Consider the following 23,459-nt stretch of genomic DNA (forward strand, 5'->3'; position numbering starts at 1 on the left):
GTGCCGCCGCCGGCCGAGCACGCGCGGCCCGCTCCGCCGCCGCCCGCGGTCCCGAAGATCTCCTCGGGGATCCCGCTGCGGCCCGCGCCCGGCACCCGCCTGTGGCGCTGGGACGGCGAGGGCGACGAGACCGAGGCCGCCGTCCCGGTGGCGGTCTTCGACGCCGTCACCGGCTCCTGGACCACGGTCCGCGCCGACGCGCTCCCGGCGCCGCGCAGCGACTGACCCGGTACGCCCCTGTTCGACCCCGTTCGACCTCCGCTTGACCGCGGTCGGCCCGGCACGCGCGCGCCGGGACGGCTACCGTCGGGTACGCACACCACCACGGACGCGAGAGTTGGGCCCGCGATTGGACTGGAACGACTTCGCCAAACGGCTGACGATCGAGCTGATGCGGCTGCCGGTCCAGGCGTTCCTGATCGTGCAGGGGACCGGCGGGCTGCCGTACGTCCAGGCGTTGCGGTCACGGGACGCGCTGGAGGCCGAGGCGGTCGGCAGCGCCTTCCTGCCGCGCCCCCTGGCGCCGCGCCAGGAGCGCCGGCTGACCGTGATCGGCTGGGAGCCGCCCGAGGACCCCGCGGCGCAGAACTGGTGGTCGCACGTGCCGCTGGTCGAACGGTCCGGGCGCACGGTGCCCGACCAGGCGGAGCGGTGCGCGGCCCTGGCGGGGCGCATGGTCGCCGCGTTCCGCGACGTGTACGGCGTCGGCTCCCCGCTCGACCTGGTCCACCAGGCCAGCTACAGCGACGGCGGCCCGCTGGCGCTGCCCGGCCTGGGCATCCCGCGCGCCGCCCTGGAGGGTGAGGAGGCCGCCCCGGGGTTCGAGGGGGGCCTGCCCCCGGCCGGGTACGAGGCGTCCGCGGCGTCCGGGGCGGCCGCCGGGAGGCTCGAGGCGGCTCTCGCGGCCGCGCGCGAGCACGGCGACCAGAACGCCTACTTGGGCCTGCTCGCGCGCACGGTGCTCTACCTGCCCTCCCCCACCGACCCGACCTACGACGACGGCGACGGTCACCAGTTCGCGACCGCGCGGTTCGGCGACGACACGTTCGTGCTGGCGTTCACCTCGCCCGAGGCGATGGGCCGCTCGCTGCGCGGGCAGGCCGTGCACCACCGGCGGGCGTTCCTGGAGGAGCTGGTCCGGCAGTGGCCCCACCCGGAATGGCAGCTCGCGATCAACCCGGGGCTGCCCAGCGCCGCGTACCTGGACGCGACCGCCCTCCCGCCTGCGCCCACGGCGCCGCGCCCCGTCCCGCAACCCCAGCCGCAGCCCCAGCCGCAGCCGCCGATGCCGCAGAAGCCGCCGGAGCCGTCCCGGGAGCCGGCCGCGGAGCCGCTGGGCCGGGACAACGGGCACCCGACTCCCCACAAACCCGAACAAGCGCCCCCAGAACGGCCACAGCCACCCCAGCAGCGGCCGCCCCGGGTCTCCGCACCCGAGCACGCCCCCGGGCGTCCTGAGGGCCCTGAGACGCGACCGGCGGCCCCGCCCGAGATCGCCGTGATGCAGAAGGTCATCCGGCCCGAGCACGTCGCCCACTACCTGGAGGGCGGCTACGACCTGGTCGCCGGCTACGTCCACCGGCTGCAGGACGTCCGCGACCTCAACACCCCGGCCAAGCTGGTGCGGGGGCTCGGGCTCGTGTACGACGGCACGCCGTTCCGGCCGGTGGACGACTCGGTGCACGTGATCCGCTGGCCGGCGATCACGCCGGCGCTGTTCCGCAAGCCGCTCGGCGGGATCGACGAGTGGAGCATGGGCCTGGTCCCGGGCGGCTGGGTGATCGAGAAGGCGCCGTTCCCCGGCTCGGGGTACGCGCCCGGCGAGGGCCCGGCGATCCCCGAGTTCAAGATCGACAGTCAGCGGCTGCCGCACGGCGCGGAGATGTACCGGATCGAGCGGTCCGGCCGGGAGACGCTGCTCGGCGGCTACGACGCGGACCTGCGCCGCTGGCTGCTGCGTCCCGGCGTGAGCCCGCCCGGCGCCGCCCGTCCGGTCCCGGCGGCCCGCCGGGCGGAGGCCGACCCGGCGACCGGGACGGGGCGTCCGGCCGCAGGGTCCGCGCCGGTGGCGGAGAAGGCGCCCGGGGTGCGGGACGGGGGTTGGACGTGAGCGTCCGGCAGGGCTACTTCGCGCGCTGGCGCGGCACCGAGTACGAGGCGAGCCCCGACGGCTCCCAGGTGCGCCTCTACCTGCCCCGTCCGGCCGAGGGCTTCACCGCGGCGACCCCCGACCGGCACGTCCGGGTGGTGGCCGCGGCGGAGGTGGAGCGGCTGGCGTACATCAACACGTTCTGCACCTGGCGCGGCGAGCGGTTCGTGGTGCTCGGCGAGTACGAGGGCTGGCTGCGGGTGGAGTACGTGGGCGGCAAGGCCACGGTGGCCGAGCGGCTGGGGCTGGAGATTTTCGACCGGGGCGTCTACCAGGCGTGGGCCCCCCGCACGGACGTCGAGGACCTGCGCGAGGAGGCGTCATGAGCCGCGCCGCCCGCGCCGAGGGGGCCTTCGGGGCCGCGCCGGTCGGCGCGGCGGACGGCGACGGTGGTAGATCTGGGCCATGGCGGTCATCGATATCAACGCCGATCTGGGCGAGGGCTTCGGCAACTGGACGCTCGGCGACGATGCCGCGCTGCTCGATGTGATCACCAGCGCCAACGTGGCCTGCGGCTTCCACGCCGGCGACCCGCTGATCATGCGGCGGGTGTGCGCGGGCGCGGTGGAGCGCGGCGTGACCATCGGCGCGCAGGTGTCGTACCGGGACCTGGCCGGGTTCGGCCGCCGCGAGATGGACGTGGCGGCGCCCGAGCTCACCGCCGAGGTCCTCTACCAGATCGCCGCGCTCGACGGCATCGCCCGCGCCGAGGGCGGCCGGGTGGCGTACGTGAAGCCGCATGGAGCGCTCTACAACCGCGTCGCCCGCGACCCGGTGCAGGCCCGCGCCGTCGCCGAGGCGGTGCGCGCCCACGATCCCGCGCTGCCGCTGCTGACCCTTCCCGGCTCGGCGATGTACGAGGCCGCCGGGGGGCTGGCGGTCGTGGCCGAGTGCTTCGCCGACCGCGCCTACACCCCGGAGGGGCGGCTGGTCTCGCGGCGCGAGCCGGGCGCGGTGATCCACGAGCCGGAGGCGGTGGTGGGCCGCGCCGTGCGGATGGCGGTGGAGGGGACGGTCGTCGCGGTGGACGGCAGCGAGATCTCGCTCGGCGCCCGGTCGATCTGCGTGCACGGCGACACGCCCGGCGCGGTGGATCTGGCCCGCGCCGTCCGCGCGGCGCTGGCCGAGGCCGGCGTGGAAGCGGCGCCCTTCGCATGACCGGTCCGGCGGAGCGGGACGCCGGCGGGCCGCGGATGCGGGTCCGCCGGGCGGGGGACGCGGCGCTGCTGGTGGAGACCGGCGACCTGGCGACCTCGCACCGGCTCGACGCGGCGGTCCGCGGCGCCGCGATCCCCGGCGTCGTGGACGTCGTGCCGGGCGAGCACACCGTGCTGGTGACCGCGGACCCGGCCGTGTGCGATCTGGACCGGCTGGCCGCGCGGCTCCCCGGGCTGCCGCTGCCGGAGGCGGCGGCCGGGGAGGCGGCCCCGGTGGAGATCCCCACGGTGTACGACGGCGAGGACGTGGACGTGGTCGCCGACCTCGCCGGCCTGTCCCGCGAGGAGGTGGTCGCGCGGCATGCCGCCGCCTCGTACACGGTGGCCTACCTGGGCTTCTCCCCCGGCTTCGCGTACCTGACGGGCCTGGACCCGGCGCTGCACGTGCCGCGCCGCGACTCGCCGCGCACCGCCGTCCCCACCGGGTCGGTGGCGATCGCGGGACCGTACGCGGCGGTGTACCCGTCGCAGTCGCCGGGCGGCTGGCGGCTCCTGGGCCGGTCGGACCTGTCCCTGTGGGACGTCGAGCGCGATCCGCCGTCGCTGCTGCGGCCGGGGACGCGGGTCCGGTTCGTGGTCCGGGAGGGGGATCGGTGATCGAGGTCGTGCGTCCGGGGCCGCTGGCGACGGTGCAGGATCTCGGCCGTCCGGGGCACGCGCACCTGGGCGTGCCGTGCTCCGGCGCCGCCGACGGGCGGGCGCTGCGGCTGGCCAACCGCCTGGTCGGCAATCCGGAGGGGAGCGCGGCGGTCGAGTTCACGTTGGGCGGGGGCGCGTTGCGGTTCGAGGAGGCGGCCTGGGTCGCGGTCACCGGCGCGTCTGTCCCGTTCGGGGTGGAGGGGCGGCCTTTCGGGATGAACGCGCCGTGCCACGTGCGCGCGGGCGCCGTCCTGGAGCTGGGCATGCCGGAGCGGGGGCTGCGGAGCTATCTCGCGGTGCGGGGCGGTCTGGCCGTCGAGCCCGTTCTGGGGAGCCGTTCCACGGATCTGCTGTCGGGCCTGGGGCCCGCGCCGCTGTCTACGGGCGACCGGCTGCCCGTGGGGCCGTCCGAGGGACTGGGCGACATCCGGGTGGACGTCGCGCCCTCCCCAGAGCTGCTCGAAGTCCCCCTGCTGCACATCCTGCCCGGCCCTAGGGACGACTGGTTCACGCCCGGATCGCTCACGACGCTCACCACGCGCCCGTACGAGGTGACCTCGGAGAGCAACCGCGTGGGGGTGCGCCTGGACGGGCCCGCGCTCACCCGGGTGCGCCAGGGTGAGCTGAGCAGCGAGGGCATGGTCACGGGAGCGATCCAGGTGCCCCCGAACGGGCTGCCGATCCTCTTCCTGACCGACCATCCGACGACCGGCGGCTACCCGGTGGTCGCCGTGCTGGCCGCGTCGGACATCCCGGTGGCGGCGCAGCTCCGTCCAGGCCAGCGCATCCGTTTCCGCGCCCGCTCTGGCGCGCGCTGAGCCGGCGTTCCTGCCGGCCGTTCTCCCTGTCCGGGCCGCTCCCGGCTCGCCGTGCCGAGGGGCGGCGCGGCGGAGCCGGGAGCGGCGGGGCTCAGGTGAGGGGGGCGGGGGACGCGTGCGGGAGGTGGGCGATGTCGTTGTAGCCGCGGATCGACCAGGTTCCGTTCAGCACGACCAGCCGGGAGATCGAGCAGTTGTCGGGCCCCACGAACGCGAACGGCTGCGAGCCGGTGGCCAAGGCGAGCGCCTGCCCGATGGCGCCGCCGTGCGAGAACACCGCCACGCGCCCCTCCGGGTGTGCGGCGACGATGCGGTCGATGCCCTCGCGGATCCGGGCCTCGAACCGCTCGGCGGGCTCGGCGCCGGGGATGACGTCCCAGCGCTGCTCGGTGCGCACCCGCAGCGCCACTGGATCGTTCTCGGTGAACTTGACGCGGAAGAGGCCGCCCTCCCACTCGCCCAGATGCACCTCGCGCATCGCCGGCTCCACGACCGGATCGATGCCGAGGCGCCGGGCGAGGGGCGCGGCGGTCTGGACGGTGCGGCGCAACGTGGTCACGTAGATCGCGTCGATCCGCTCCTTGCCGAGGCGCTCGGCGACCAGCTCGGCCTGCTCGCGCCCCTCGGGCGCGAGGTCGGGATCGCTCTGCCCGTCGACCAGGTCGAACGGCTTGCCGGGGTAGAAGACCGCGGAGGCGCCGTGCCGGATCAGCAGGATCTCGACCGCTCCCGCGGGGGTTCTGTAGGGCTGCTGCTTGTAGGAGGTCTGACCTTCGGGGGTCTCTTCCTGGTCTGCCACGGCTCGCACCCTAACCAGCGGCCGTCCGCCGTATTTCGCCGGGGCCGTTTTACCGGCGGCCGACGCCCCGGAACGCGGTCAGCGCGCTCAGGAGGCCAGCAGCGCGCGCATGCGGGCGGCCTCCTCCGCCAGCGGGCCCGACGGGACGTCCTCGAACGGCGTGACCGCGATGTCGCCGTCCTCGGCCGCCCATACTCCGGCGACCCGGCCCTCGTACAGGACGACCGGCGAGATCCACCCGGCGGTGCGGCTGACCTCGGCGCGGCGGCCGGCCGGGACCAGGTACGCGGCGCCCGTCCCGGCGCCCAGGACGTACTGGTCGAACCCGCCGACCAGCCGCACCGAACGCGTGGGCGGGGTGTCGAGCAGCTCGTCCAGGTGCTCGCGCAGCACCTGCATCGGGACGCCCTCGACCTCGACCGTCGCCAGCCGGTCCTCCACCGCCGCGAACCAGCCCTTGAGGTCCTTCTTGCGGCTCACCTTCCGCGTCAGCCAGTTGTCGAACGCCTCGGGCGTGGCGGGGCCGTGCGCGCCCAGGTAGGCGGGCAGGACCGTGCGCGCGGCCTCCTCGGGCGGGGGCGGCGCCGTCCAGCCGGGGACGGTGCGTTCGGGCGCGGCGAAGGTCACCCGCGTGCTCCGGGAGGGGCCGTAGCAGAGCACGCCCCACCAGGCCAGCGGCTTGAGGAGGGTGCCCCAGCCGGATCCGAGGACCTCGGCGAGATGGCCGGATCCGGTCTCCTCGACGATCGCGGCGGTGAGCTCCTCCCTGGTCAGCGCCGCACCGCCGGACAGGGCGGTGCGGGCGGCCGCGGCGATCGCCTCCAGGTCGGCGGGCGTCGCGCCGAAGGTCCGCTGCCAGCTCGGCCGCTCCCAGTGCCGGGCGGTGGCGCACAGCGCCAGGTGGGCGGGCGCCTCCGCGGCGGGCAGCAGGTGGAGCGTGCCGCGCGCCGCCCACGTCTTGACCAGCGACCGCTCCTCCCACAGCGCCCGCGCCACCTCGCCCGGGACGGGCCCGGCGCGGCGGACGGCCACCGCCAGCGCGGCCGCCGAGGCGACCTGGGCCTGCACGCCCGCCAGCCGCCGCACGACCTCGGCGACCGGGACGTCCGCCGCCGGGGCACCGCCGGCCGGCTCGAGGAACTGCCGCCGCATCCGCCATGCCAGCACCTGTGGCCAGGTCACCGCCTTCATGGGCGGCATCCCATCACACCCGGCCGACATTCCCGCCGGAAGGGGTTCAGGCCAGGCGGTGGGCCAGCTCGGAGGACGCGGCGTGCACGTCGTCGGCCGTGAGGACGGTCAGATCGGCGGCCGTGGCGGCCGAGCCGAGCTGCGCCGCCCGCAGCGCCCGGGACGCGCACGCCTTCTCATAGACGGAGCGGGCGAAGCGGCCGTTGCCCAGCTCGTCGGTCCGGCCCCGGCCGCAGACCCGCTGGAACAGCAGCGCCAGGTCGTTCAGCGCGGCCTCCTCCCAGTGGTCGCCGCTCTCCTCGGCGATGAGCTGCGCGATCTGCAGCAGCTCGTCGGGCCCGTAGGAGGGGAAGTCGACCCGGGAGTCGAAGCGGGAGGCCAGGCCCGGGTTGGACGACAGGAAGCGGTCCATGTCCGCCTCGTAGCCCGCCAGCACGATGACCAGCCGGTCGCGGTCGTCCTCGGCCCGCTTGAGCAGCGTCTGCACCGCCTCCGACCCGAACGCGTCGCCGCCGCTGTAACCGGGGTTGACCAGCGCGTACGCCTCGTCCACGAACAGCACCCCGCCCAGCGCCGAGTCGACCACCTTGTTGGTCTTCAGGGCGGTGGCGCCCAGATGGTCGCCGACCAGGTCGGCGCGCTGGCACTCGACCACCGACGGGCGGGCCAGCAGCCCCAGCGCGGCGAAGATCCGGCCCAGCACCCGCGCCACCGTGGTCTTGCCGGTGCCCGGCGGCCCGGTGAACACGAAGTGCCGGGTCGGCGGGCGGGTGACCAGGCCCTGCTCCTGCCGCATCCGGGCGACCTGGAGCTGCGCGGCGATCTCCCGGACCTGCCGCTTCACCGGGGCCAGCCCGATCATCGCGTCCAGCGAGCCGAGCGCCTCGTCCAGGGTGGGCGTCTCGGCGTAGCCGCGGTAGCGCTCGGTGACCTCGGCGAAGGCGGTCTCCACGTCCTCGGCGCGGATGGTGACCAGGTCGTCGGCGGTGGGCCGCCGCCCGGTCGGCGCGGCCGCGGCGCCCCCGACCACCCGCACGTCGCGGGCGCGGGCCGCCGCCTCGGTCAGCGTGCGGACGAACCGGCCGTTGCCGAGCTCGTCGACGATCCCGCGGCGCTCCACGTCGTGGAACCGGGCGGCCAGCCGCTCCCGGGCCGCCTCGTCCAGCCGGTCGTCCCGCAGGGAGGTGTGGTACTCGGCGATCTGCAGCAGTTCCTCGGGCCGGTAGGACGGGAAGTGCACGCGGGTGCCGAACCGCGAGGCCAGGCCGGGGTTGGAGGCCAGGAACTCGCCCATCTGCGCCTCGTACCCGGCCAGGATGACGACCAGGTTGTCGCGGTCGTCCTCGGCCCGCTTGAGCAGCGTCTGCACGGCCTCGTTGCCGAACCGGTCCGGCTGGCCCTCGGCGGCGTTGACCAGCGCGTACGCCTCGTCCACGAACAGCACCCCGCCCAGCGCCGAGTCGACCAGCTGGTTGGTCTTGATCGCGGTGGCGCCGAGGTACTCCCCGACCAGGTCGGCGCGGTGCGCCTCCACGACCGAGGGGGTGGGCAGCAGCCCGAACGCGTAGAAGATCTTGGCCAGGACGCGGGCCACGGTGGTCTTGCCGGTGCCGGACGGGCCGACGAACACGAAGTGCCGCATCGGCTTCTCGGTCGGCACCCCGGCGGCGGCGCGCAGGTGCGCGGCCTCGATGGACGCGGCGATCGACCGGACCTGCCGCTTCACCGGCTCCAGCCCGATCATCGCCTCCAGTTCGGCCAGCGCCTCGGCGACCGAGAGCTCGGGGGCCTCCCCGCCGCCGCCCGGCGCGTCCTTGCCGCCCGAGGCCGCGGCCGCGGCGGGTGCGGTCGCGGGCTCCGCCGTCTGGGCGGCGACGCGCTGCTCGTAGGCCGCCTGGGTGGCCGCCGGGACGCCCCCGGCCATCGCCGGATCGTCCTCGGGCTCACCCTCACCCCCGGCCGCCGGGCCCGAGCCCGGCCTGGGCCCGGCGTTGTCGGGACGGCGCGGGCGGTCGGAGAACGGGCGCTTACCGGGAACCGTCATGGCGCCCCCTTTGGAGTCCGCCTTCGCGTCGGCCTGCTGCTCCTGGACCCAGCCGGTGTCGTACGCCTCCGCCGGGACCGAGCGGCGCGCCTGGTCCCAGCGATAGGCCAGGACGGCGAGCGCCGCCACCCAGGCGGGCGCCACGTGCAGGACGGGCAGCGGCTGCGCCACGGCCGCGGTGAGCAGGCCCGCGGCGGCCAGGGCCAGCAGAGCCGTCCGCCACGGCGCGTACCCGCGCAGCCGCAGCGCCACGAACGCGACCGGCACCGCGAGCAGCGCCAGCAGCGGCGCGGCGTCCACCGGGAGCCCGGCGGCGTCCCGCGGGTACAGCCGCCCCAGCGGCACCGACGCCCCGAGCCAGCACGCGAGCACCGACACCACGGCCATGCCGGCCGGGGAGCGCAGCACCAGATGCACGACCACCAGCAGGATCAGGGTGAACGCGGCGGCGACGGCGGTGCCGGCCACCGGCGTCTCCAGCAGCACCGCGCCCGCCGCCACCAGCGCGACCAGCAGCAGCCCGCCGAGCAGGCGCAGGCCGGGCTGGATCTGGAAGTAGCGCCACCGCAGGCGCTCGAAAAGATCCCGCGCCGCGGTGGCGACCGCGGGGCGAGAACGGGATCTCCGGAACGCAGGCATACAAGGCGAGTAAAGCGCAGTGACCGTGATTACGGGACTCCCCCGAGCGTCTTCGTCGAGTCGTGACATGGCGGCGACACGAAGATCACCCGGAGCCGCGGCAGGTCACCGCGTATTCACCGGGCCGCCACCGCCGCGGTTCCCGCCGTTCCCGCCTCCCCGCGGCCCTACCATCGACGGGACCGCGAGCTTCCCACGGAGACCCGTTGAGCGACGAGACACGCCCGAGCGACCCGGGCGCCCCGAGTGACGTGAGCCACCCGAGTGACGTGAGCGCGCTTCCCGGACTGGAGGTGGAGGCCGTCCCCGCGGCGGCGCCGCCCGCCGGGCCGGGGCGAGCGGCCGGGTACGCGATCGAGGAGGACCTGTGCGCCGCCCTCGGCCGCGGCGGCCGCCGCGCGCCGCGGATCGCCGGTGTGGACGAGGTCGGGCGCGGCGCCTGGGCGGGCCCCGTGGTCGTCTGCGCCGCCGTCACCGACCTCGGCCCGCCCCCCGAACTGCCCGGACGCGGCAAGCGGACCGTCTCCCTCACCGACTCCAAGCTGCTCACCGCGGCGCACCGGGAGGGGTTCGCCGCGATGCTGCCCGGCTGGCTGGCCGGGCACGCCATCGGCGCCGCGTCCCCCGAGGAGATCGACGAGATCGGGATGACCGCGGCGCTGCGGCGCGCCGCCGTCCGGGCCCTGGAGGCGCTGCCCGAGCCGCCCGACGTGGTGATCCTGGACGGCGCGCACGACTTCCTGCGCGGGCCGTGGCGGGTCCGCTGCGAGATCAAGGCCGACCAGCGCTCGGTCACGGTGGCCGCCGCGTCCGTGCTGGCCAAGGTGCACCGCGACCGGCTGATGGCGGCGCTGGACGGCGAGTACCCGGGTTACGGCTTCGCCGACAGCGCCGGATACCCCTCCCCCGTCCACCAGAAGGCGCTGGAGGAGCACGGGCCGACGCCCCACCACCGCATGTCGTGGTCCTACCTGGACGACCTGCCCCGCTGGCGGCACCTGAAGAAGCACCGCGATCCGGCGGCGGGCGAGGGCCAGCTCAGTCTCCTCTAGGACGGCCAGGTCGCGCCCCTGGAGTCATCCCCCTCTCCGGGGGTACGTCGCCGGAGACAGGGAGGTGCGTTCCATGGAAGCCGTCGTGAAGAAGCTGATGCGTGAAGCGGGCCAGACCTACGCCGAAGAGGCCGGGGTCCCGTTGAAGGACCAACCCGCGGCGCTGTTCAAGCTGCTGGTCCTGGCCAACCTCATGAGCGCCCGCATCACGGCGGACATCGCCATGGCCGCGGCCCGGGAACTGTTCGAGGCCGGCGGCGGCACCCCCCGCGGCATGAACAGGCTCACCTGGCAGCAGCGGGTGGACGCGCTCGGCCGCGGCCACTACGTGCGCTACGACGAGAGCACCGCGACCCGCCTGGGCGAGATGGCCGAACTCGTCCAGGACAAGTACAACGGGGACCTGCGCCGCCTGCCCATCGAGGCCGGGCGGGACGTCGACCGGGCCGCCGAGCTGCTCAAGGAGTTCAAGGGCATCGGCCCGACCGGCGTCGACATCTTCTGCCGCGAGGCGCAGCAGGTCTGGCCGTGGCTCCGCCCCTACTTCGACGACCAGGCCCGCAAGGGCGCCGACAGGCTCGGCCTGCCCTCCGACCCCAAACGGCTCGCCGACGAGGTTCCCGACCGGGACATCGCCCGCTTCGCCGCCGCGCTCGTCCGCACGGCCCGCGACAAGAAGCTCGCCGACGCCGTCAAGGGATGAACCGGGGGCCGCCCGGCCCCGGTCCGAACGGCCGGGTGCCGTCAGTCCTTGCCCTTCGCCGCCACCCATTCGAGGTTCCACCCGTAGGCCTGGTCGACCGACATCTTGCCCCAGCGCGGCCGGCCGGGCGGCGGCAGGACGAACCGGCCCTCCCGGCGCACCACCAGCTCGCCGCCCACGTTCTCGATCAGCGCCAGGACCGCGTCGCGGGAGGCGTCCACGCAGTCGCTGATCCGCATCTCGATCGGCGGGGCGCCCAGCGGGTACAGGGTGGCGATCGCGTCCAGGCCGCGGAAGTCGTCGGCGCCGTCGTAGATCTCGGCGAAGACCAGGATCCGCTTGAAGTCGGCGGTGTGGTCGAGGTTGATCGTGAGGTTCTCGCCGGTGCTGACCGTCCCGGAGCGGTCGTCGCGGTCGAGCAGGACGTAGGGCGGGCGGTCCAGGGCGCCGAAGTCGCCGAGGGCGTGGATGATGCCCTTGCGGCCGTCCTGGAGCTCCCACAGGCAGCACAGGTCGAGGTCGAGGTCGACACCGCGGCGCAGCTTGCCGAGCAGGCCCTTGGCGGCGCCCTCCTTGGCGGACCAGTTGAGGTTGACCCGCATGTTGCCGCCGGTGGCGCCGTGCTTGGTCAGCGACACCGAGGGGGCGTTCTTGGTCAGCGAGATCGTCCCGCCGGCCCCCTGCTGCGGCTGCCCGCCCACCGGCGGCACGGGCGCCGCGGGAGCGGGCGGCGGCGGCACGGGCGGCTGCCCGGGCGGGGTGAACTGGCCGGGCGGAGGAGGCGCGTACTGGCCGGGCGGCGGGGGCATCGGGGTCTGGCCGGGCGGGGCGAACTGGTGCTCGGGCGCCGGCGGCGGCACGGGAGCGGCGGGAGCGGGCGGCGCAGGCGGTGCCTGCGGCGCGGGCGGCGCCTGGGGCGGCGCGGCGGGAGCGGGCGCCGGCGCGTCGTCGACGGAGATGCCGAAGTCGGTGGCCAGCCCCGCCAGGCCCGAGTCGTAGCCCTGGCCGACCGCGCGGAACTTCCACGTGCCCTGCCGCCGGTACAGCTCGCCCAGCACGAACGCGGTCTCGGTCGTGGCCCCCGGGTTGTCGAACCGGGCCACCTCCGTTCCGGCCGCCGCGTCCACCACCCGCACGTACAGGCCCTGGAACTTGCCGAACGAGCCGCCGTCCGAGGACGCCGCGATCACGATCCGCTCGATGCCGGCCTCGACGCCGTTCAGGTCCACCGCCAGCACGTCCCGCACGGTCGGCCCTGGCTGCTTGCCCTCGTGCCGCACGGCGCCCGACGCGTGCGCCGGCTGGTTGTAGAACACGAAGTCATCGTCCGACCGCACCCTGCCGGTGCCCGCGAGCAGCAGCGCGGAGGCGTCGGCGTCGGGCACCCCGGGGCCGCCCTGCCAGCCCAGCTCGACCCTGACCGACGGCACCGGCACCGGCGTGTTGGCGCCCTTCTGCATGGACATGAACGCTCCTCCTCCTCGTCCGACGTCCCCCAACCTATGGCCCTCCGGACGCGCCCGGCGACCGCGCCGCCCCGTCCCGGCGCCCGCGTCCCGCCCCCGCCCCCACCTGGAACGCTCGCGCGATGCTCGCGCCGAGCGTCATACTCACGTGCGGGCAACCCCGGGCCCGCACGCGCGAAAGGAGTCGACGGCATGCGCTCTCGGCCGCTGTACGACATCGCGGCGCTGCTCGCGCGGCTCGGCTTCGGCGCCGTCTTCATGGCGCACGGCTGGCAGAAGATCGAGGCCGGGATCACCGCGACCGGACGCTCGTTCGACCAGCTGGGCGTCCCGTTCCCGACCGGCGCCGCGGTGTACGCCGCGTTCGCGGAGCTGCTGGGCGGCGCCGCGCTGGCCCTCGGGCTGGGGCTGCCGGTCGTCGGGGTGCTGCTGTTCGTGGACATGGCGGGCGCGTTCGTGTTCGTGCACGCGGGCGAGGGCCTGTTCCTGGTGGACGGCGGCACCGCGCGCAACGGCTACGAGCTGGTCCTGGTGCTCGGGCTGGCCGGGCTGCTGTTCGCCGCCGGGGCCGGGGGACGGCTGACCGCCGACCAGTGGCTGCTGGGAGGCCGTACGAGCCGCGGGCGCGGGCTCCGCCGCTCGGAACGCGCTCGCGTCGACGACGAGGACGATGACGACGACGGCCAGAAGTTCGTGGAGGCCCTGAGGGGCGCCGGCGACGAGCCGCCGCCCCCGGCGCTGGAGAAGCCCCGGGCGCCGAAGGCCGCGAAGAGCTCCTCGTCGAAGACCTCGTCAAAGACCTCGCCGAAATCCTCGTCCCGGTCCTCGTCCACGCCGTCCACGCCGGCGGAGGGCGACGCCCGCCTCGCCACCGACATCGTCTCGGGCGGCACGGGCACCGAGGACGACACGCTGGTCGCCGGGCGCCGCAAGCCGCGGCGGCGCGGCTCGTCCGACACCCAGCCGATGAAGCGGGACCAGAGCGGCAGCGGCACGTCCTGAACCCTCGGACCGGCGTAACAGCGGTCAGGGGACGCGGGCCGTCCACTCGGGCGTGCCGAACTTCTCGGCGACGAGCTTCTCGGCCGCCCGCAGCTCCGCGCCGGTGACCGCGTCGCCGGACAGCCCGTACCGGCCGCGGAAGTGGCCGATCATCCGCTCGATGATCTCCTCGCGCGGCAGCCCGGTCTGGCGGCGCAGCGGGTCCACCCGCTTGGCGGCGCTGGCGATGCCCTTGCCCGACAGCTTCTCCCGGCCGATCCGCAGCACCTCCAGCATCTTGGCGGCGTCGATGTCGTAGGCCATCGTCACGTGGTGCAGCACCGCCCCCGCCGCCAGCCGCTTCTGCGCGGCGCCGCCGATCTTGCCCTGGTCGGAGGTGATGTCGTTCAGCGGCCGGTACCACGCCCTGACGCCCAGGTCCCCGAGCGCGCCCAGCACCCAGTCGTCCAGGAAGGCGTAGCTCTCGGCGAACGACATGCCCGCCACCAGCGACGCGGGCGCGTACAGCGAGTAGGTGATGGTGTTCCCGGGCTCGACGAACATCGCGCCGCCGCCGCTGATCCGGCGGACCACGCGCACCCCGTGCCGGGCGGCGCCCGCGGCGTCCACCTCGTCGCGCAGCGACTGGAAGCTGCCGATGATCACGGCGGGCGAGGCCCACTCCCACACCCGCAGCGTCGGGGGCCGCCGCCCGGCCCCGACCTCCTCCGCCAGGACCTGGTCCAGCGCCATGTGCAGCGCCGGGTCCTGCGGCCCCTCGTGGACGAGCCGCCACGGGTGGTCGTGCCAGTCCGAGGCGTGCGCCACGGCCCGCCGGACGGCGATCCCGACCGCCTCCGCGGACACGCCCAGCATCACCGTGCCCCGCGGCAGGCCGCGTTCGACGCGGGCGGCGATGTCGTGCGCCTCCAGCGCGGCGGGCAGCCCGTCCAGCGCCGCGTTGACGGCCTCCAGCGCCTCGTCCGGCTCCAGGAAGAAATCGCCGCTGATCCGCGGCGACCGCAGCAGGCCGTCCGCCACCTCCAGGTCGGCGACCACCAGTTTCCCGCCGGGCACCTTGTACTCACCGTGCATCACGTCCATGCCAACCGCCGGCCCGCGGCCCCGATTCCTGCGCCGCGCCCGGACGCGACGGACGCGGCGTCAGCGGACGCGGCCGCGCGCCTTCAGCGGAGTCTCCGGCAGCGGCGGGGCGGGGACGGGCGGGCCGTCGTAGCCGTGCACCTCGCCGAACCGGTCGCCGTCCGTCCAGTCCCGGCGGGCCTGCGCGATCTCCTCGCCGGTCCGGCCGACGAAGTTCCACCACATGACCAGCTTCTCCGCGAACGGCTCGCCGCCCAGCAGCACCAGCCCGCCGTCCCCGTCCACGGCCCGCAGCGGCAGCTCGCGCCGCCCGCAGCCCAGGTAGACCATCGAGCCGGGCTCCACCCGCTCGCCGTCGACCTCGACGGTGCCCGCCATGGTCAGGGCGGCGTACTCGAAGTCGGGTTCGACCGGCAGCCGCGCGTCCGCGCCCGCCCGAAGGGCGATGTCGGCGCCGACGATCGGGGTGTAGGCGGTGCCCGGCGAGGCCGCCCCGTCCAGCTCGCCGAGGATCACGGTGGCCTCGAACCCGGTGCCGCCGGTGACGACGGGCAGGCCGGCGTGGTGCTCGAACGCGGGCTCCGCGTGCCGGTGCCCGTCGGGCAGGGCCACCCACAGCTGCGCGCCGTGCAGGAGGCGGCCGTGCTCGCGCGGCGACTCCTCCGAGTGGGAGATCGCCCGGCCCGCCGTCATCAGGCCGAGCTCCCGGGGACGCACGGTCCGCAGGCTGCCGACGCTGTCGCGGTGCAGCACCTCCCCGGCGTGCAGCCAGCTCACCGTCTGCAGCCCGATGTGCGGGTGCGGCGGCACCTGCATCCCCGGCTCGCCGGCGATGTCGTCGGGCCCGTAGTGGTCGACGAAGCACCACGCGCCGACCATCCGGCGCCCCAGGCTCGGCAGCAGCCTCCGCACCACCGTGCTCTCCCCGAGCGGCACCCGGCGCGGCGCCAGCAGCTCGTGCACCGGCGCGCCCGCGACGCCGTCCCGTCCCCCGCACACCACCGGCTCCGGCCGCAACTGAAGATCGCTCACCCTGCCACCCCTTCCCACCCCGACTGTACGGCGCCGTCCGGGGGTGCCGTGCCGCGGCGGTCGCGGGCGTCAGGCGGCGTGCGCGCGGAGGGCCGCGATCAGCCACGCGTAGGCCGGGACGGCGGGCGGCTGCGGCGGGCGGCCGTGGATGGTCGCCAGCAGCCGCCAGTACCGCTCGACCCGTTCGTCGGCGAACAGTTCGAGCTCCCCGGCCAGCCGGGCCCGCTGCTCCGCGGTCACCGCCGGCGCGACGAGCCGGTCCAGGACGGCCCGCCCCTCGGGCGACCCGGGGGCGACGCCGTCCGCCAGCGCCCGCCCCGCGAGCTCCGCGACCGCGTGGTAGTCGAGCTCGACGGAGAGTTCGTCCGAGCCGCCCGAGGCGACCGCCATGGCGCGGACGCGGCGGCGGAAGTCCTCGTCCGCGACCAGTTCCCCGAGTTCGACCCACGCGTCGACCTGCTCGGGCGCCGGGTCGTCGGGCAGTTCGGCGGGCAGCCGCCGCATGCTCTCCGCGACGCCCATCGCCGGCGCGTCCGGGGCGATGCCGTCCACGACCTCCTGGACGAAGTCATCGATGATCTGCTGCCGCTCGCGGGCGGACAGCCGGGCCAGTCTGTGCATCAGCAGCGTCTCCTCGATCGTGCTCTCGCGCTCGGCGACCGTGCTGAGCACCGCGCGGCGCAGCCGCAGCGTGCGGATCTCGGCGTCCAGCGCGGCGACCTGCGCGGCCGCCACCTCCGACAGCGTGGCGGCGCGGGCCAGGACGGCCCGCGTCACCTCCAGCCCGATCCCCAGCTCGCGCAGTGTCCGGACGAGATCGACCCGCGCCACCGCCTCGGCGTCGTACAGGCGGTAGCCGCCGGCCGACCGGCCCGCCGTGGGGACCAGCCCTTCGTCCGACCAGAACCGGATCGTCCGGGCCGGGACACCGCACCGATCGGCCAGCTGCCCGATCGTGAACAGTTCCGCGCTCGTGCTCATGCGACGACTGTGCACCTTCCACCCGCTGCAACCTCAACCCGCCGCCGCGCCGCCCTTCGGAACGGCCGCCAGAGCGGCGGCCAAGAGGGCGAGCCCCGCGCCGATGCCCGCGGAGTGCTGGAGGCGTCCCCGCCGCAGTCGACTCCGGCGGCATCGAGAACGGCGCTGAGCACCGCGAAGGGAAGCATCGGCACCAGGAAGCCGCAGCCCGTCCAGGCGAGGAAGATCAGGGGCGTGCGGGCAGCCGCCGGCCCCACGGCCGGGCCAGCGCCAGACCGACCGCCACGACCTTGACCACCAGGTAGAGGGACATGGCCAGCGCCGCCGCATACCCCCCGGCCCTGCGAGCCGCGCTCCACCGCGAACCGGCGCTCCCCGCCCGCACGGGCTCCACACCGACCGCCCGTCCATCACCTGGCCCCGCCCTTCGCACCGAACGCCCGCCGCCCGCGGTCCTTCCGCGAACGGCAGGCGCGCGGATCCCGCCACGGGGGGGGGAGCATCGCGCCGCTCCCCTCCCCCGTGCGCGCCAGGGCTTCGGTGGTGTCAGGCGCCGTGGTAGGCGAACGCTCCCCACAGATACGGGTCGCCATGGCTGCGGCCGCCGGGGGCGCGCAGGACGAGGCGTTCCCAGCAGCGTTCGGCGACCGGGCGCGGCAGCCATGCGCGCGGGTCGGCCATCAGGCGGGAGAAGTGTTCGGTCTTGGCTCCGTCGGTCGTGGTCCGCAGCCACTCGGCGGCGGCCGCCCACGCGTCCGCCGGTTCCCGTCCGCGGTTCCGCCAGGCGTCATAGAAGGCGATACTGAAAAGCAGGGCGCCGTCGTCGGGCACGCGCCACATCGTCGCCAGCACGCCCGCCGCGCCGGCGTGCAGGAGGCTGGTGGGCAGGCCGACGACCTCGTCGGGGAGCCGCACGCCCGGGACGCCGCTGGCGCAGGCCGTCAGCACCACCAGCCGCGCGGCCAGCCGGTCGGCCAGCAGGTCCCGCGCCGTGAGCGTCTCGCCGCCGGCCAGGACGAGGCCGCTGTCGAGCGGGGACAGCGGCTCGGCCCGCCCGTGGCACGCCACGTGCAGCACGCCGGCGTCTGCGGCCCGGCGCCGGACCTCCTCGCGGGTCGCCGCGTCCCGTTCCAGCGTCGCGCCGGCGTCGCCGAACAGCGCCGCCACGGTGTCCGCCTCCAGCCGCGCCGCCTCCAGCGGCGGCAGGCCCGTGCCCGCCGGGTCGGCGACCGCGAGGGCGTGCGCGGTGCCCCGCCCGGCGGCACGGCCGGTCGCCGCGCGCAGCGCCAGGGCGCTCGGGGCGTACGTGGCGGTGATGCCGCTCATCGCCGCGGCCGCGTGCAGCGGGAGCTGGGCCAGGTGGCCGACGGGGACGAGCACGGCGCGGGCGGCACCGTCCAGCTGGGGCGCCAGGACGTCGAAGACCGTGGTGCGCAGCCAGTCCACGATCTCGCCGACGAGTACGGCCGCGGCCCGGTGGTCCGGAGCGTGCTCGGCGCCGGAGGCTTCGAGCAGGGCCGACACGCGGACCGCCATCTCCGTCTCGGTCAGGTCCGGCAGCCATACCGGGGTGACGTCGTCCCGGCCGCGCACGATGAGCGCCAGACCGCGCTCGCCCGTGTCCGTCACGTAGATCACCGGTGGGCCGGCGGCGTCCGGGACCGCCGGGTCCGCCGCGTCCATGCGGAGGAAGTCGCGGTGGCGCGGGTCGGCGCGGATCTCGTCCAGGACCTCTTCCAGCTCGCGATGGGCGACGCCCAGCCGCTCCACCAGGTCGATGCGGACCGACACGACGTCGTCCGCGCCGGGCTCCCCCGCCTCCAGCACGGCGATCCGCCGGGTGATCTCCTCCCAGCGGCCCGCGACGTCGTCGCGGCCCGCGTCGCGCAACTCGTCCACGTCGGCGCCGGCCAGTTCCAGCGCCTGCGCCAGCAGCACGGCCCGGCCCCGTTCGAGCACGGCGACGGCCTGCGCCGGGTGCCCGGCCAGCACATGGGCGACGGCCGCCCGCGCCGGGACGCCCACGGCCTCGCGCAGCCAGCCCTCCTTGTGTCCGCGCAGCCGCTCACCGCGCAGCACGATCGACAGCGCCCCCATGCAGCGGACATAGGCCGCGGCGGCGCGTTCCCAGGCGCCGCCGGCGGCGTGGGCGTCGCCGAGCAGCCTGGCTCCCAGCACGGTCTCCCGCGAGGGCGGGTCGGCCTCCAGCAGGTCCTCCAGGATCCGCACGGCCTCCTCGCGCGGACCGGCCTCGCCGGTCAGCCGGTGCTTGGCCAGCAGCGTGGAGCACATCGGGACGGTGTACATGGCCCGCAGCACCACGTTGGTCACGGGTTCGAGGGCGCGGGAGAAGGCCGCGACCGCCTCGTCCAGGACGGCCGCGTCACCGCGGGCATCGCCGAGCGCCTGCAGGGCGTTGGCGTGGTTGAAGACCCGGCGGGGCCAGTAGGGCGAGGAATCGGGGGTCGCCTCGGACGCCTCGCGCAGCGCGGTCACGGCGCGGTCCAGGTCGTCCCCTCCGGCGCCGTCGTTCAGGAGCATGTACCGCTGCAACAGGGCGTTGCCGAGGTTGGTGAGGCGGCGCGCGCGCTGGTCGGCGGCCCTCTCGTCGTGGAGGTCGAACGTCTCCTGCTCCGAGACCCGTTCGAGGAGCGCCACCGCCAGGTCGGCGCTGCGCGCCTCCCCGGTGGCCCTGGAGCGGACGATCAGCCGGTTCGCCAGGCTCATGGCCACCGTGCGCCAGTTGTGGCTGCCGGGGACGAGAAGGTCGAGGGCGCGCTCGGCGGAGCCGATGGACCGGTCGAGGTCGGCCAGCTCGCCCGCCGCGACATAGCGGTCGCCGTAGAGGAGGGCGAGCTGCTGGAGGAGGTAGGCCCGGCCGACCCAGCCCCGGGCGGGGATCCCCTCGGCGATCGCGAGGGCGCGGGCGAGCGCCGTCCGGTCGCCGGTCAGCTCGTACACCTGCCGCAGGGTGGTCACCAGGTCGAGGTCGAGAGCGGTGCGGACCTGTTCGGACGGTTCCAGGTCCGCGCCTTCCTCAAGCGCGTCGAGGCTGCGGCGCAGGTCGCTGGGATGGCCGCCGGTGTGGTGACGTTCCCGGTAGGCGCGGCCGATCAGCACCAGGGTATGGGCGTAGTGGTCCGCGTCGCCGCGCGAGTGGTACCGCTGGGCCCCGTACGCGGCGGCCAGCGCGACCTCTGCGCTCGCCGCACCGGCGCGGCTGCGTTTGGACGCCAGCTCGGCCAGCTGCAGCGCCAGCCGGCCGCGCCGCTCGTCGTCGTCGCCCGCCAGCTCCGCGGCCTCATGGATCGCGGTCTCGGCGCGGTCGAAGTCCATGGAGAAGTCGGGGATGGCCGCGACCAGGCCGTCGATCAGGAGGAACCGCAGGTCGAGGTCGCCGGGCTCGGCGCGCACGCTCTCGTCGCAGAACTCCAGCAGGCGCTCCAGGTCGGCGGACCGGCGGGTCAGATCCCATCGGGCGACCAGCAGGTGTCCCCGCACCAGCCGCAGCGTGGCGCCGACCTCGTCGCCGCCGGGGAGCAGGCGACCGGTCAGGTCCAGGGCCTGGTCGAGCACCGCCACCGATCGGGTGCGGCGGGCACGTTCGGCGACGGTCTCACCGAACAGCATCGCGGCCATCGCACGTAGACCGGGTGCTTCCTCTTCCTCCGCGGGGCCGTGCTCGATGACCTCTTCCAGCAGCCCGGCGGCGCGCTCCAGCAGCTCGGTGCTCCCACCGCTCACGAGCGCGCGCTCGTACAGCAGCCCGGCGAAGTTGAACCGGTCGATGGAGCGCCGATAGTAGGGCTCTCCGGTGGACAGCGCGGTCTCGAAATGCCGCAGGGCGCGCTGGAAATGCCGCTCGTCCCCGGTCCTGCGGCTCAGGTCGCCGCGCAGCTCGGCCGCGAAACCGGACGCTCCGGCGCGCAGGTCGGACGGGCCGCGCAGCCGCGCCACCGACTCGGCCACGACGGCCGCGACCGCGTACACCGAGAGCGTCCCGCCCGAACGGAACCGCGCGCTGGCCTCCGACGCCGACTCGGAGAGGGCGTCCACCGCGTCGTCGAGGGCACCCATGGACGAGAACACCTCAGCGGTTCCCCGCTCGTGGACGTGCCGCAGGAGCTCGGCGTGACTGGCGCCGGACAATCCGAACATCTCCAGCATCTCCGCCACGCCGGGCTCCGCGAGCAGCGGCTGCGCCTCGATGAGCGCCCAGGCGCCGCCCATGTCGGCGACGTTCAGGAAGGCCGCGACGACCTCGGCCACCTCCTCCTCCGGGAACGCGGCCTCCACCTCGGCGACGGCGGACGCCGCGCCCTTCTCGGCCGCCCACCGGGCGAGAAGCTGCCGGCGCGCCGCTCGTACGGCGGCCAGGTCGTCCCCGGCGGAGCGCGCCGACATCATGCGGTGGGCGAACCCGAACCCGGCGTCTTGGGACGCCAGTTCGGGATGGCGGGTGAGGGTCTCGATCAGCTCGTCCTCGCCGTCCGCCGCCAGAAGCCGGTCCACGCGGGGCTGGATGCCGGGTTTCACGAGCGGGGCGAGGGTGGTCAGGTCGAGGACCTTGCCCGCGGCCCTCTCCTCGACGAACCTGCGGCGGAAGGCACGGGCGGCGTCCGCGGACTCCTCGTCCAGGCCGCGTTCCCGCGCGACGGCGCGCAGCACCTCGTCGGCCACGGGCTCGCGCATTTCCGGGCGGTAGTGGAGCAATGAGGCCCGTGCCTCGTCGCCGTCGGCCGACAGGTACGCGTGGGCGGCCTCCTCAATGAGCGCGCGCACGGGACCGGCCTCGCGGCACCGGGCGAGCAACGGCGCCATACGCCGGACGCCCGCGGCGCCCTCCTCGTCCTGCAGCGCGGCCAGTTCCTCGACGACCTGCGGCATGCCGTGGTGCAGCAGCAGCGGACGCTCCTCGACGGCCCGCACCCAGTCCGGGCGCGGCGTGCCCAGGAACTCGGCGAGTTGCCGGACGACGTATCCCACGTCCTCGTTCAGCCCGTCGGGGGTCTTGGAGATCTCGCAGCCCAGCAGCGCGCGGTCGAAGCGGACCCGCGGATCGTCCGCGTCGTCGTCGCGGACGCGGATCAGCAGGTCGCGGTGGTCCTCGAACGCGGCGCGAGCGGGGTCGCCGGGCCCGGCCTCCTCGATCAGACCGGACAGGACGCGCAGCGCCTCGTCGCCGAGCAGCACCGGATGCCGCTCGACCAGCCGCCCGGTGGCGCGCCAGCTCCCCACGACGCACAGGTCGAGCACCAGATGCCGCAACCCGCCGATGACCTCGGCCCCCGTGCCGCACGACATCAGGAAGGCGTCCCCTTGCCCTCGACGTTCGTCTCGAACAGCAGGTGCCGCGGGGCCAGCCCCTGCCACACGTACCGGGTCAGCTCCGCGCCCTGCGCCTGCTCGGCCTGGGGCCCGACGGGCAGCGGCCAGCGCAGCGCCTGGTAGATGCGGGGACGGAAGAGGTCGAACGCCGCCTCCACCAGATCCCCGTGGGTCTGCGCGGCCGGCAGCAACCAGCCGTAGTAGACCGCCGCCGCCAGCAGCGGGCCCAGCGGGAGCGTCCACCAGGCCAGCGGGGTCCAGACGACCACCGCCAGGCTCCACCACACGGTGTGCGCCGCCATGTCCATCTCGGCGCGGCCGCGCGCCAGCTCCGACCGGACGCGGTCGTCCAGGAGCAGCCACAGGTGCGGCCAGCAGGCGACGATGTCGAGCCCGTGCTTGGCGCTGGGACGCATCTCTGCGGCGCGCAGCCGGTTGCCGAACCGGGTCGGCATCGTCTGCTCCAGCGTGCCGGGGGCGTTGCGCAGTTTGAGCTGGAGGCGGGCCAGCTCGTCCGCCTCCCGGGCGGGCAGCCGCCCGTCGGCGAGCCGCTGGGCCTCCAGCGTTCCGGCCCGCTCCTGATCCCGGGTGCGGCGACCGTGCAGGCGGCGCCGCCGCCCGTCACCCCGGCCGAGCGGCCAGTAGCCCTCCAGCAGTCGCAGCAGCGGCACCGACAGCCGCTGGGTGACCAGCGCCGACACGACGATCGCGAGCCCCGCCACCAGAACGGTCGCCAGTTGCAGCACGGCCGGAAGCCTGGCGAGATCGGCGCCGACCTTGGCCAGGCCGCCGGAGCGGTCCTGGCTCTGCCGCCACGCCCAGGCCGCCAGCCCCGCGAACCAGAACACCGCCACCGGCGTCAGCAGACGGGCCGTGGCCTCCCCGGCCAGCCTCTCGCCCGCCTTCTCCCAGACCTTCGACAGCATCAGCGGTCTGTGACCGGCTCGAAGGGCACCTCGTCGTCCGGGCACGAGGGGACCTCGTCCAGCACGCTGAAGCGGTACCACTCCGTGCCGCAGCGCGGGCACGCGTACCGGACGGCGGACAGCCGGACCCGCCCCGCCTGCGGCTGGAACGTCCGATACTTCTGGGGAACCTCCAAGGCCCGCCGCATCCAGTCCCGCGTGGCCTCATGGCCCGACAGCAACCGCAGCAGCGGCACCTTGACGGACTCCCCCGCCCGCCCCCGCTCCAGCAGCTCGCCGAGCTCACGGTCGAGCCCGGGCGCCGCGTCCCCGGCGAGCTCGGGCAGGAACCGACGCAGCGCCTCGGCCGCCTGCAGCACGTCCCCGTCTTCCAAGAACCTTCCACCCCGT

Annotated in this window: 19 protein-coding genes and 1 pseudogene; 9 read left to right on the forward strand and 11 right to left on the reverse strand. The window is 75.5% G+C overall.

Annotated elements, in window-relative coordinates:
• The 6 genes and pseudogenes from ACFPZN_RS21150 to ACFPZN_RS21175 form a co-directional block, all read left to right on the forward strand.
• Positions 1-225 (forward strand): annotated as a pseudogene (locus ACFPZN_RS21150) (TY-Chap domain-containing protein); the annotation flags it as partial.
• A 112-nt stretch (positions 226-337) separates the two neighbouring features.
• Entirely contained in the window at positions 338-2,110 is a 1,773-nt protein-coding gene (locus tag ACFPZN_RS21155) for a TY-Chap domain-containing protein (protein WP_378283785.1), read from the forward strand.
• Positions 2,107-2,475: a hypothetical protein gene (locus tag ACFPZN_RS21160; protein WP_378283786.1), complete on the forward strand. Its 369-nt coding sequence runs from the start codon at positions 2,107-2,109 to the stop codon at positions 2,473-2,475. Before ACFPZN_RS21155 ends, ACFPZN_RS21160 begins: the two co-directional genes overlap by 4 nt.
• A gap of 79 nt (positions 2,476-2,554) precedes the next feature.
• Positions 2,555-3,307, forward strand: coding sequence for a LamB/YcsF family protein (locus ACFPZN_RS21165; RefSeq protein WP_378283787.1), 753 nt, complete (start codon positions 2,555-2,557; stop codon positions 3,305-3,307).
• Positions 3,308-3,342: 35 nt separating this feature from the next.
• Positions 3,343-3,963 carry a 5-oxoprolinase subunit B family protein gene (locus ACFPZN_RS21170; protein ID WP_378283880.1) on the forward strand — a complete coding sequence of 207 codons (621 nt, stop codon included), beginning with the start codon at positions 3,343-3,345 and terminating at the stop codon, positions 3,961-3,963.
• On the forward strand, positions 3,960-4,823 hold the full coding sequence (locus ACFPZN_RS21175; protein ID WP_378283788.1) for a 5-oxoprolinase subunit C family protein: 864 nt from the start codon (positions 3,960-3,962) through the stop codon (positions 4,821-4,823). The genes ACFPZN_RS21170 and ACFPZN_RS21175 overlap by 4 nt, the downstream gene beginning before the upstream one ends.
• A gap of 91 nt (positions 4,824-4,914) precedes the next feature.
• On the opposite strand, the gene ACFPZN_RS21180 is transcribed toward ACFPZN_RS21175, so the two are convergent.
• From ACFPZN_RS21180 to ACFPZN_RS21190, 3 genes are all read right to left on the reverse strand, one after another.
• On the reverse strand, positions 4,915-5,622 hold the full coding sequence (locus ACFPZN_RS21180) for a histidine phosphatase family protein (RefSeq protein WP_378283789.1): 708 nt from the start codon (positions 5,620-5,622) through the stop codon (positions 4,915-4,917).
• 87 nt (positions 5,623-5,709) lie between these two features.
• Positions 5,710-6,813, reverse strand: coding sequence for a DNA glycosylase AlkZ-like family protein (locus ACFPZN_RS21185; protein ID WP_378283790.1), 1,104 nt, complete (start codon positions 6,811-6,813; stop codon positions 5,710-5,712).
• A gap of 46 nt (positions 6,814-6,859) precedes the next feature.
• On the reverse strand, positions 6,860-9,496 hold the full coding sequence (locus tag ACFPZN_RS21190) for an AAA family ATPase (RefSeq protein WP_378283791.1): 2,637 nt from the start codon (positions 9,494-9,496) through the stop codon (positions 6,860-6,862).
• 293 nt (positions 9,497-9,789) lie between these two features.
• Between ACFPZN_RS21190 and ACFPZN_RS21195 the strand changes: the two genes are divergently transcribed.
• Positions 9,790-10,548 carry a ribonuclease HII gene (locus ACFPZN_RS21195; RefSeq protein ID WP_378283881.1) on the forward strand — a complete coding sequence of 253 codons (759 nt, stop codon included), beginning with the start codon at positions 9,790-9,792 and terminating at the stop codon, positions 10,546-10,548.
• A 73-nt stretch (positions 10,549-10,621) separates the two neighbouring features.
• Entirely contained in the window at positions 10,622-11,251 is a 630-nt protein-coding gene (locus ACFPZN_RS21200; RefSeq protein ID WP_378283792.1) for an HhH-GDP family DNA glycosylase, read from the forward strand.
• A 41-nt stretch (positions 11,252-11,292) separates the two neighbouring features.
• Here the strand turns inward: ACFPZN_RS21200 and ACFPZN_RS21205 are convergent, their stop codons facing one another.
• The gene (locus ACFPZN_RS21205; protein WP_378283793.1) at positions 11,293-12,717 is read right to left on the reverse strand and encodes a TerD family protein; all 1,425 of its coding nucleotides are present in this window, start codon (positions 12,715-12,717) and stop codon (positions 11,293-11,295) included.
• A 192-nt stretch (positions 12,718-12,909) separates the two neighbouring features.
• Here ACFPZN_RS21205 and ACFPZN_RS21210 point away from each other — a divergent pair, with 192 nt between their 5' ends.
• Complete coding sequence (locus ACFPZN_RS21210) at positions 12,910-13,719, forward strand: DoxX family protein (protein WP_378283794.1); 810 nt, start codon at positions 12,910-12,912, stop codon at positions 13,717-13,719.
• A gap of 24 nt (positions 13,720-13,743) precedes the next feature.
• On the opposite strand, the gene ACFPZN_RS21215 is transcribed toward ACFPZN_RS21210, so the two are convergent.
• The 7 genes from ACFPZN_RS21215 to ACFPZN_RS21245 all read right to left on the reverse strand — a co-directional run bounded on the left by ACFPZN_RS21215 (position 13,744) and on the right by ACFPZN_RS21245 (position 23,443).
• Complete coding sequence (locus tag ACFPZN_RS21215) at positions 13,744-14,793, reverse strand: lipoate--protein ligase family protein (protein WP_378283795.1); 1,050 nt, start codon at positions 14,791-14,793, stop codon at positions 13,744-13,746.
• A 69-nt stretch (positions 14,794-14,862) separates the two neighbouring features.
• The gene (locus ACFPZN_RS21220) at positions 14,863-15,834 is read right to left on the reverse strand and encodes a pirin family protein (RefSeq protein WP_378283796.1); all 972 of its coding nucleotides are present in this window, start codon (positions 15,832-15,834) and stop codon (positions 14,863-14,865) included.
• Between the two features lie 69 nt (positions 15,835-15,903).
• On the reverse strand, positions 15,904-16,815 hold the full coding sequence (locus ACFPZN_RS21225; protein ID WP_378283797.1) for a MerR family transcriptional regulator: 912 nt from the start codon (positions 16,813-16,815) through the stop codon (positions 15,904-15,906).
• Positions 16,816-17,041: 226 nt separating this feature from the next.
• The gene (locus tag ACFPZN_RS21230; protein WP_378283799.1) at positions 17,042-17,200 is read right to left on the reverse strand and encodes a hypothetical protein; all 159 of its coding nucleotides are present in this window, start codon (positions 17,198-17,200) and stop codon (positions 17,042-17,044) included.
• Between the two features lie 161 nt (positions 17,201-17,361).
• The gene (locus ACFPZN_RS21235) at positions 17,362-22,119 is read right to left on the reverse strand and encodes a CHAT domain-containing protein (protein ID WP_378283800.1); all 4,758 of its coding nucleotides are present in this window, start codon (positions 22,117-22,119) and stop codon (positions 17,362-17,364) included.
• Positions 22,119-23,069 (reverse strand): hypothetical protein, encoded by a 951-nt coding sequence (locus ACFPZN_RS21240; protein WP_378283801.1) that lies wholly within the window; start codon positions 23,067-23,069, stop codon positions 22,119-22,121. The genes ACFPZN_RS21235 and ACFPZN_RS21240 overlap by 1 nt, the downstream gene beginning before the upstream one ends.
• Positions 23,069-23,443, reverse strand: coding sequence for a hypothetical protein (locus ACFPZN_RS21245; RefSeq protein WP_378283802.1), 375 nt, complete (start codon positions 23,441-23,443; stop codon positions 23,069-23,071). The genes ACFPZN_RS21240 and ACFPZN_RS21245 overlap by 1 nt, the downstream gene beginning before the upstream one ends.
• Between the last annotated feature and the right edge of the window lie 16 nt (positions 23,444-23,459).

Source organism: Actinomadura rugatobispora (genome assembly GCF_042656285.1).
GTDB classification, from domain to species: Bacteria; Actinomycetota; Actinomycetes; order Streptosporangiales; family Streptosporangiaceae; genus Spirillospora; species Spirillospora rugatobispora.

Bases quoted from the DNA above. Each gene is read 5' to 3' on its own strand.
- ACFPZN_RS21240 (WP_378283801.1), bottom strand. From the start codon at position 23,069: ATGCTGTCGAAGGTCTGGGAGAAGGCGGGCGAGAGGCTGGCCGGGGAG.
- ACFPZN_RS21190 (WP_378283791.1), bottom strand. From the start codon at position 9,496: ATGCCTGCGTTCCGGAGATCCCGTTCTCGCCCCGCGGTCGCCACCGCG.
- ACFPZN_RS21165 (WP_378283787.1), top strand. From the start codon at position 2,555: ATGGCGGTCATCGATATCAACGCCGATCTGGGCGAGGGCTTCGGCAAC.
- ACFPZN_RS21170 (WP_378283880.1), top strand. From the start codon at position 3,343: ATGCGGGTCCGCCGGGCGGGGGACGCGGCGCTGCTGGTGGAGACCGGC.
- ACFPZN_RS21215 (WP_378283795.1), bottom strand. From the start codon at position 14,793: ATGCACGGTGAGTACAAGGTGCCCGGCGGGAAACTGGTGGTCGCCGAC.
- ACFPZN_RS21205 (WP_378283793.1), bottom strand. From the start codon at position 12,717: ATGTCCATGCAGAAGGGCGCCAACACGCCGGTGCCGGTGCCGTCGGTC.
- ACFPZN_RS21225 (WP_378283797.1), bottom strand. From the start codon at position 16,815: ATGAGCACGAGCGCGGAACTGTTCACGATCGGGCAGCTGGCCGATCGG.
- ACFPZN_RS21210 (WP_378283794.1), top strand. From the start codon at position 12,910: ATGCGCTCTCGGCCGCTGTACGACATCGCGGCGCTGCTCGCGCGGCTC.
- ACFPZN_RS21185 (WP_378283790.1), bottom strand. From the start codon at position 6,813: ATGAAGGCGGTGACCTGGCCACAGGTGCTGGCATGGCGGATGCGGCGG.
- ACFPZN_RS21235 (WP_378283800.1), bottom strand. From the start codon at position 22,119: ATGTCGTGCGGCACGGGGGCCGAGGTCATCGGCGGGTTGCGGCATCTG.
- ACFPZN_RS21200 (WP_378283792.1), top strand. From the start codon at position 10,622: ATGGAAGCCGTCGTGAAGAAGCTGATGCGTGAAGCGGGCCAGACCTAC.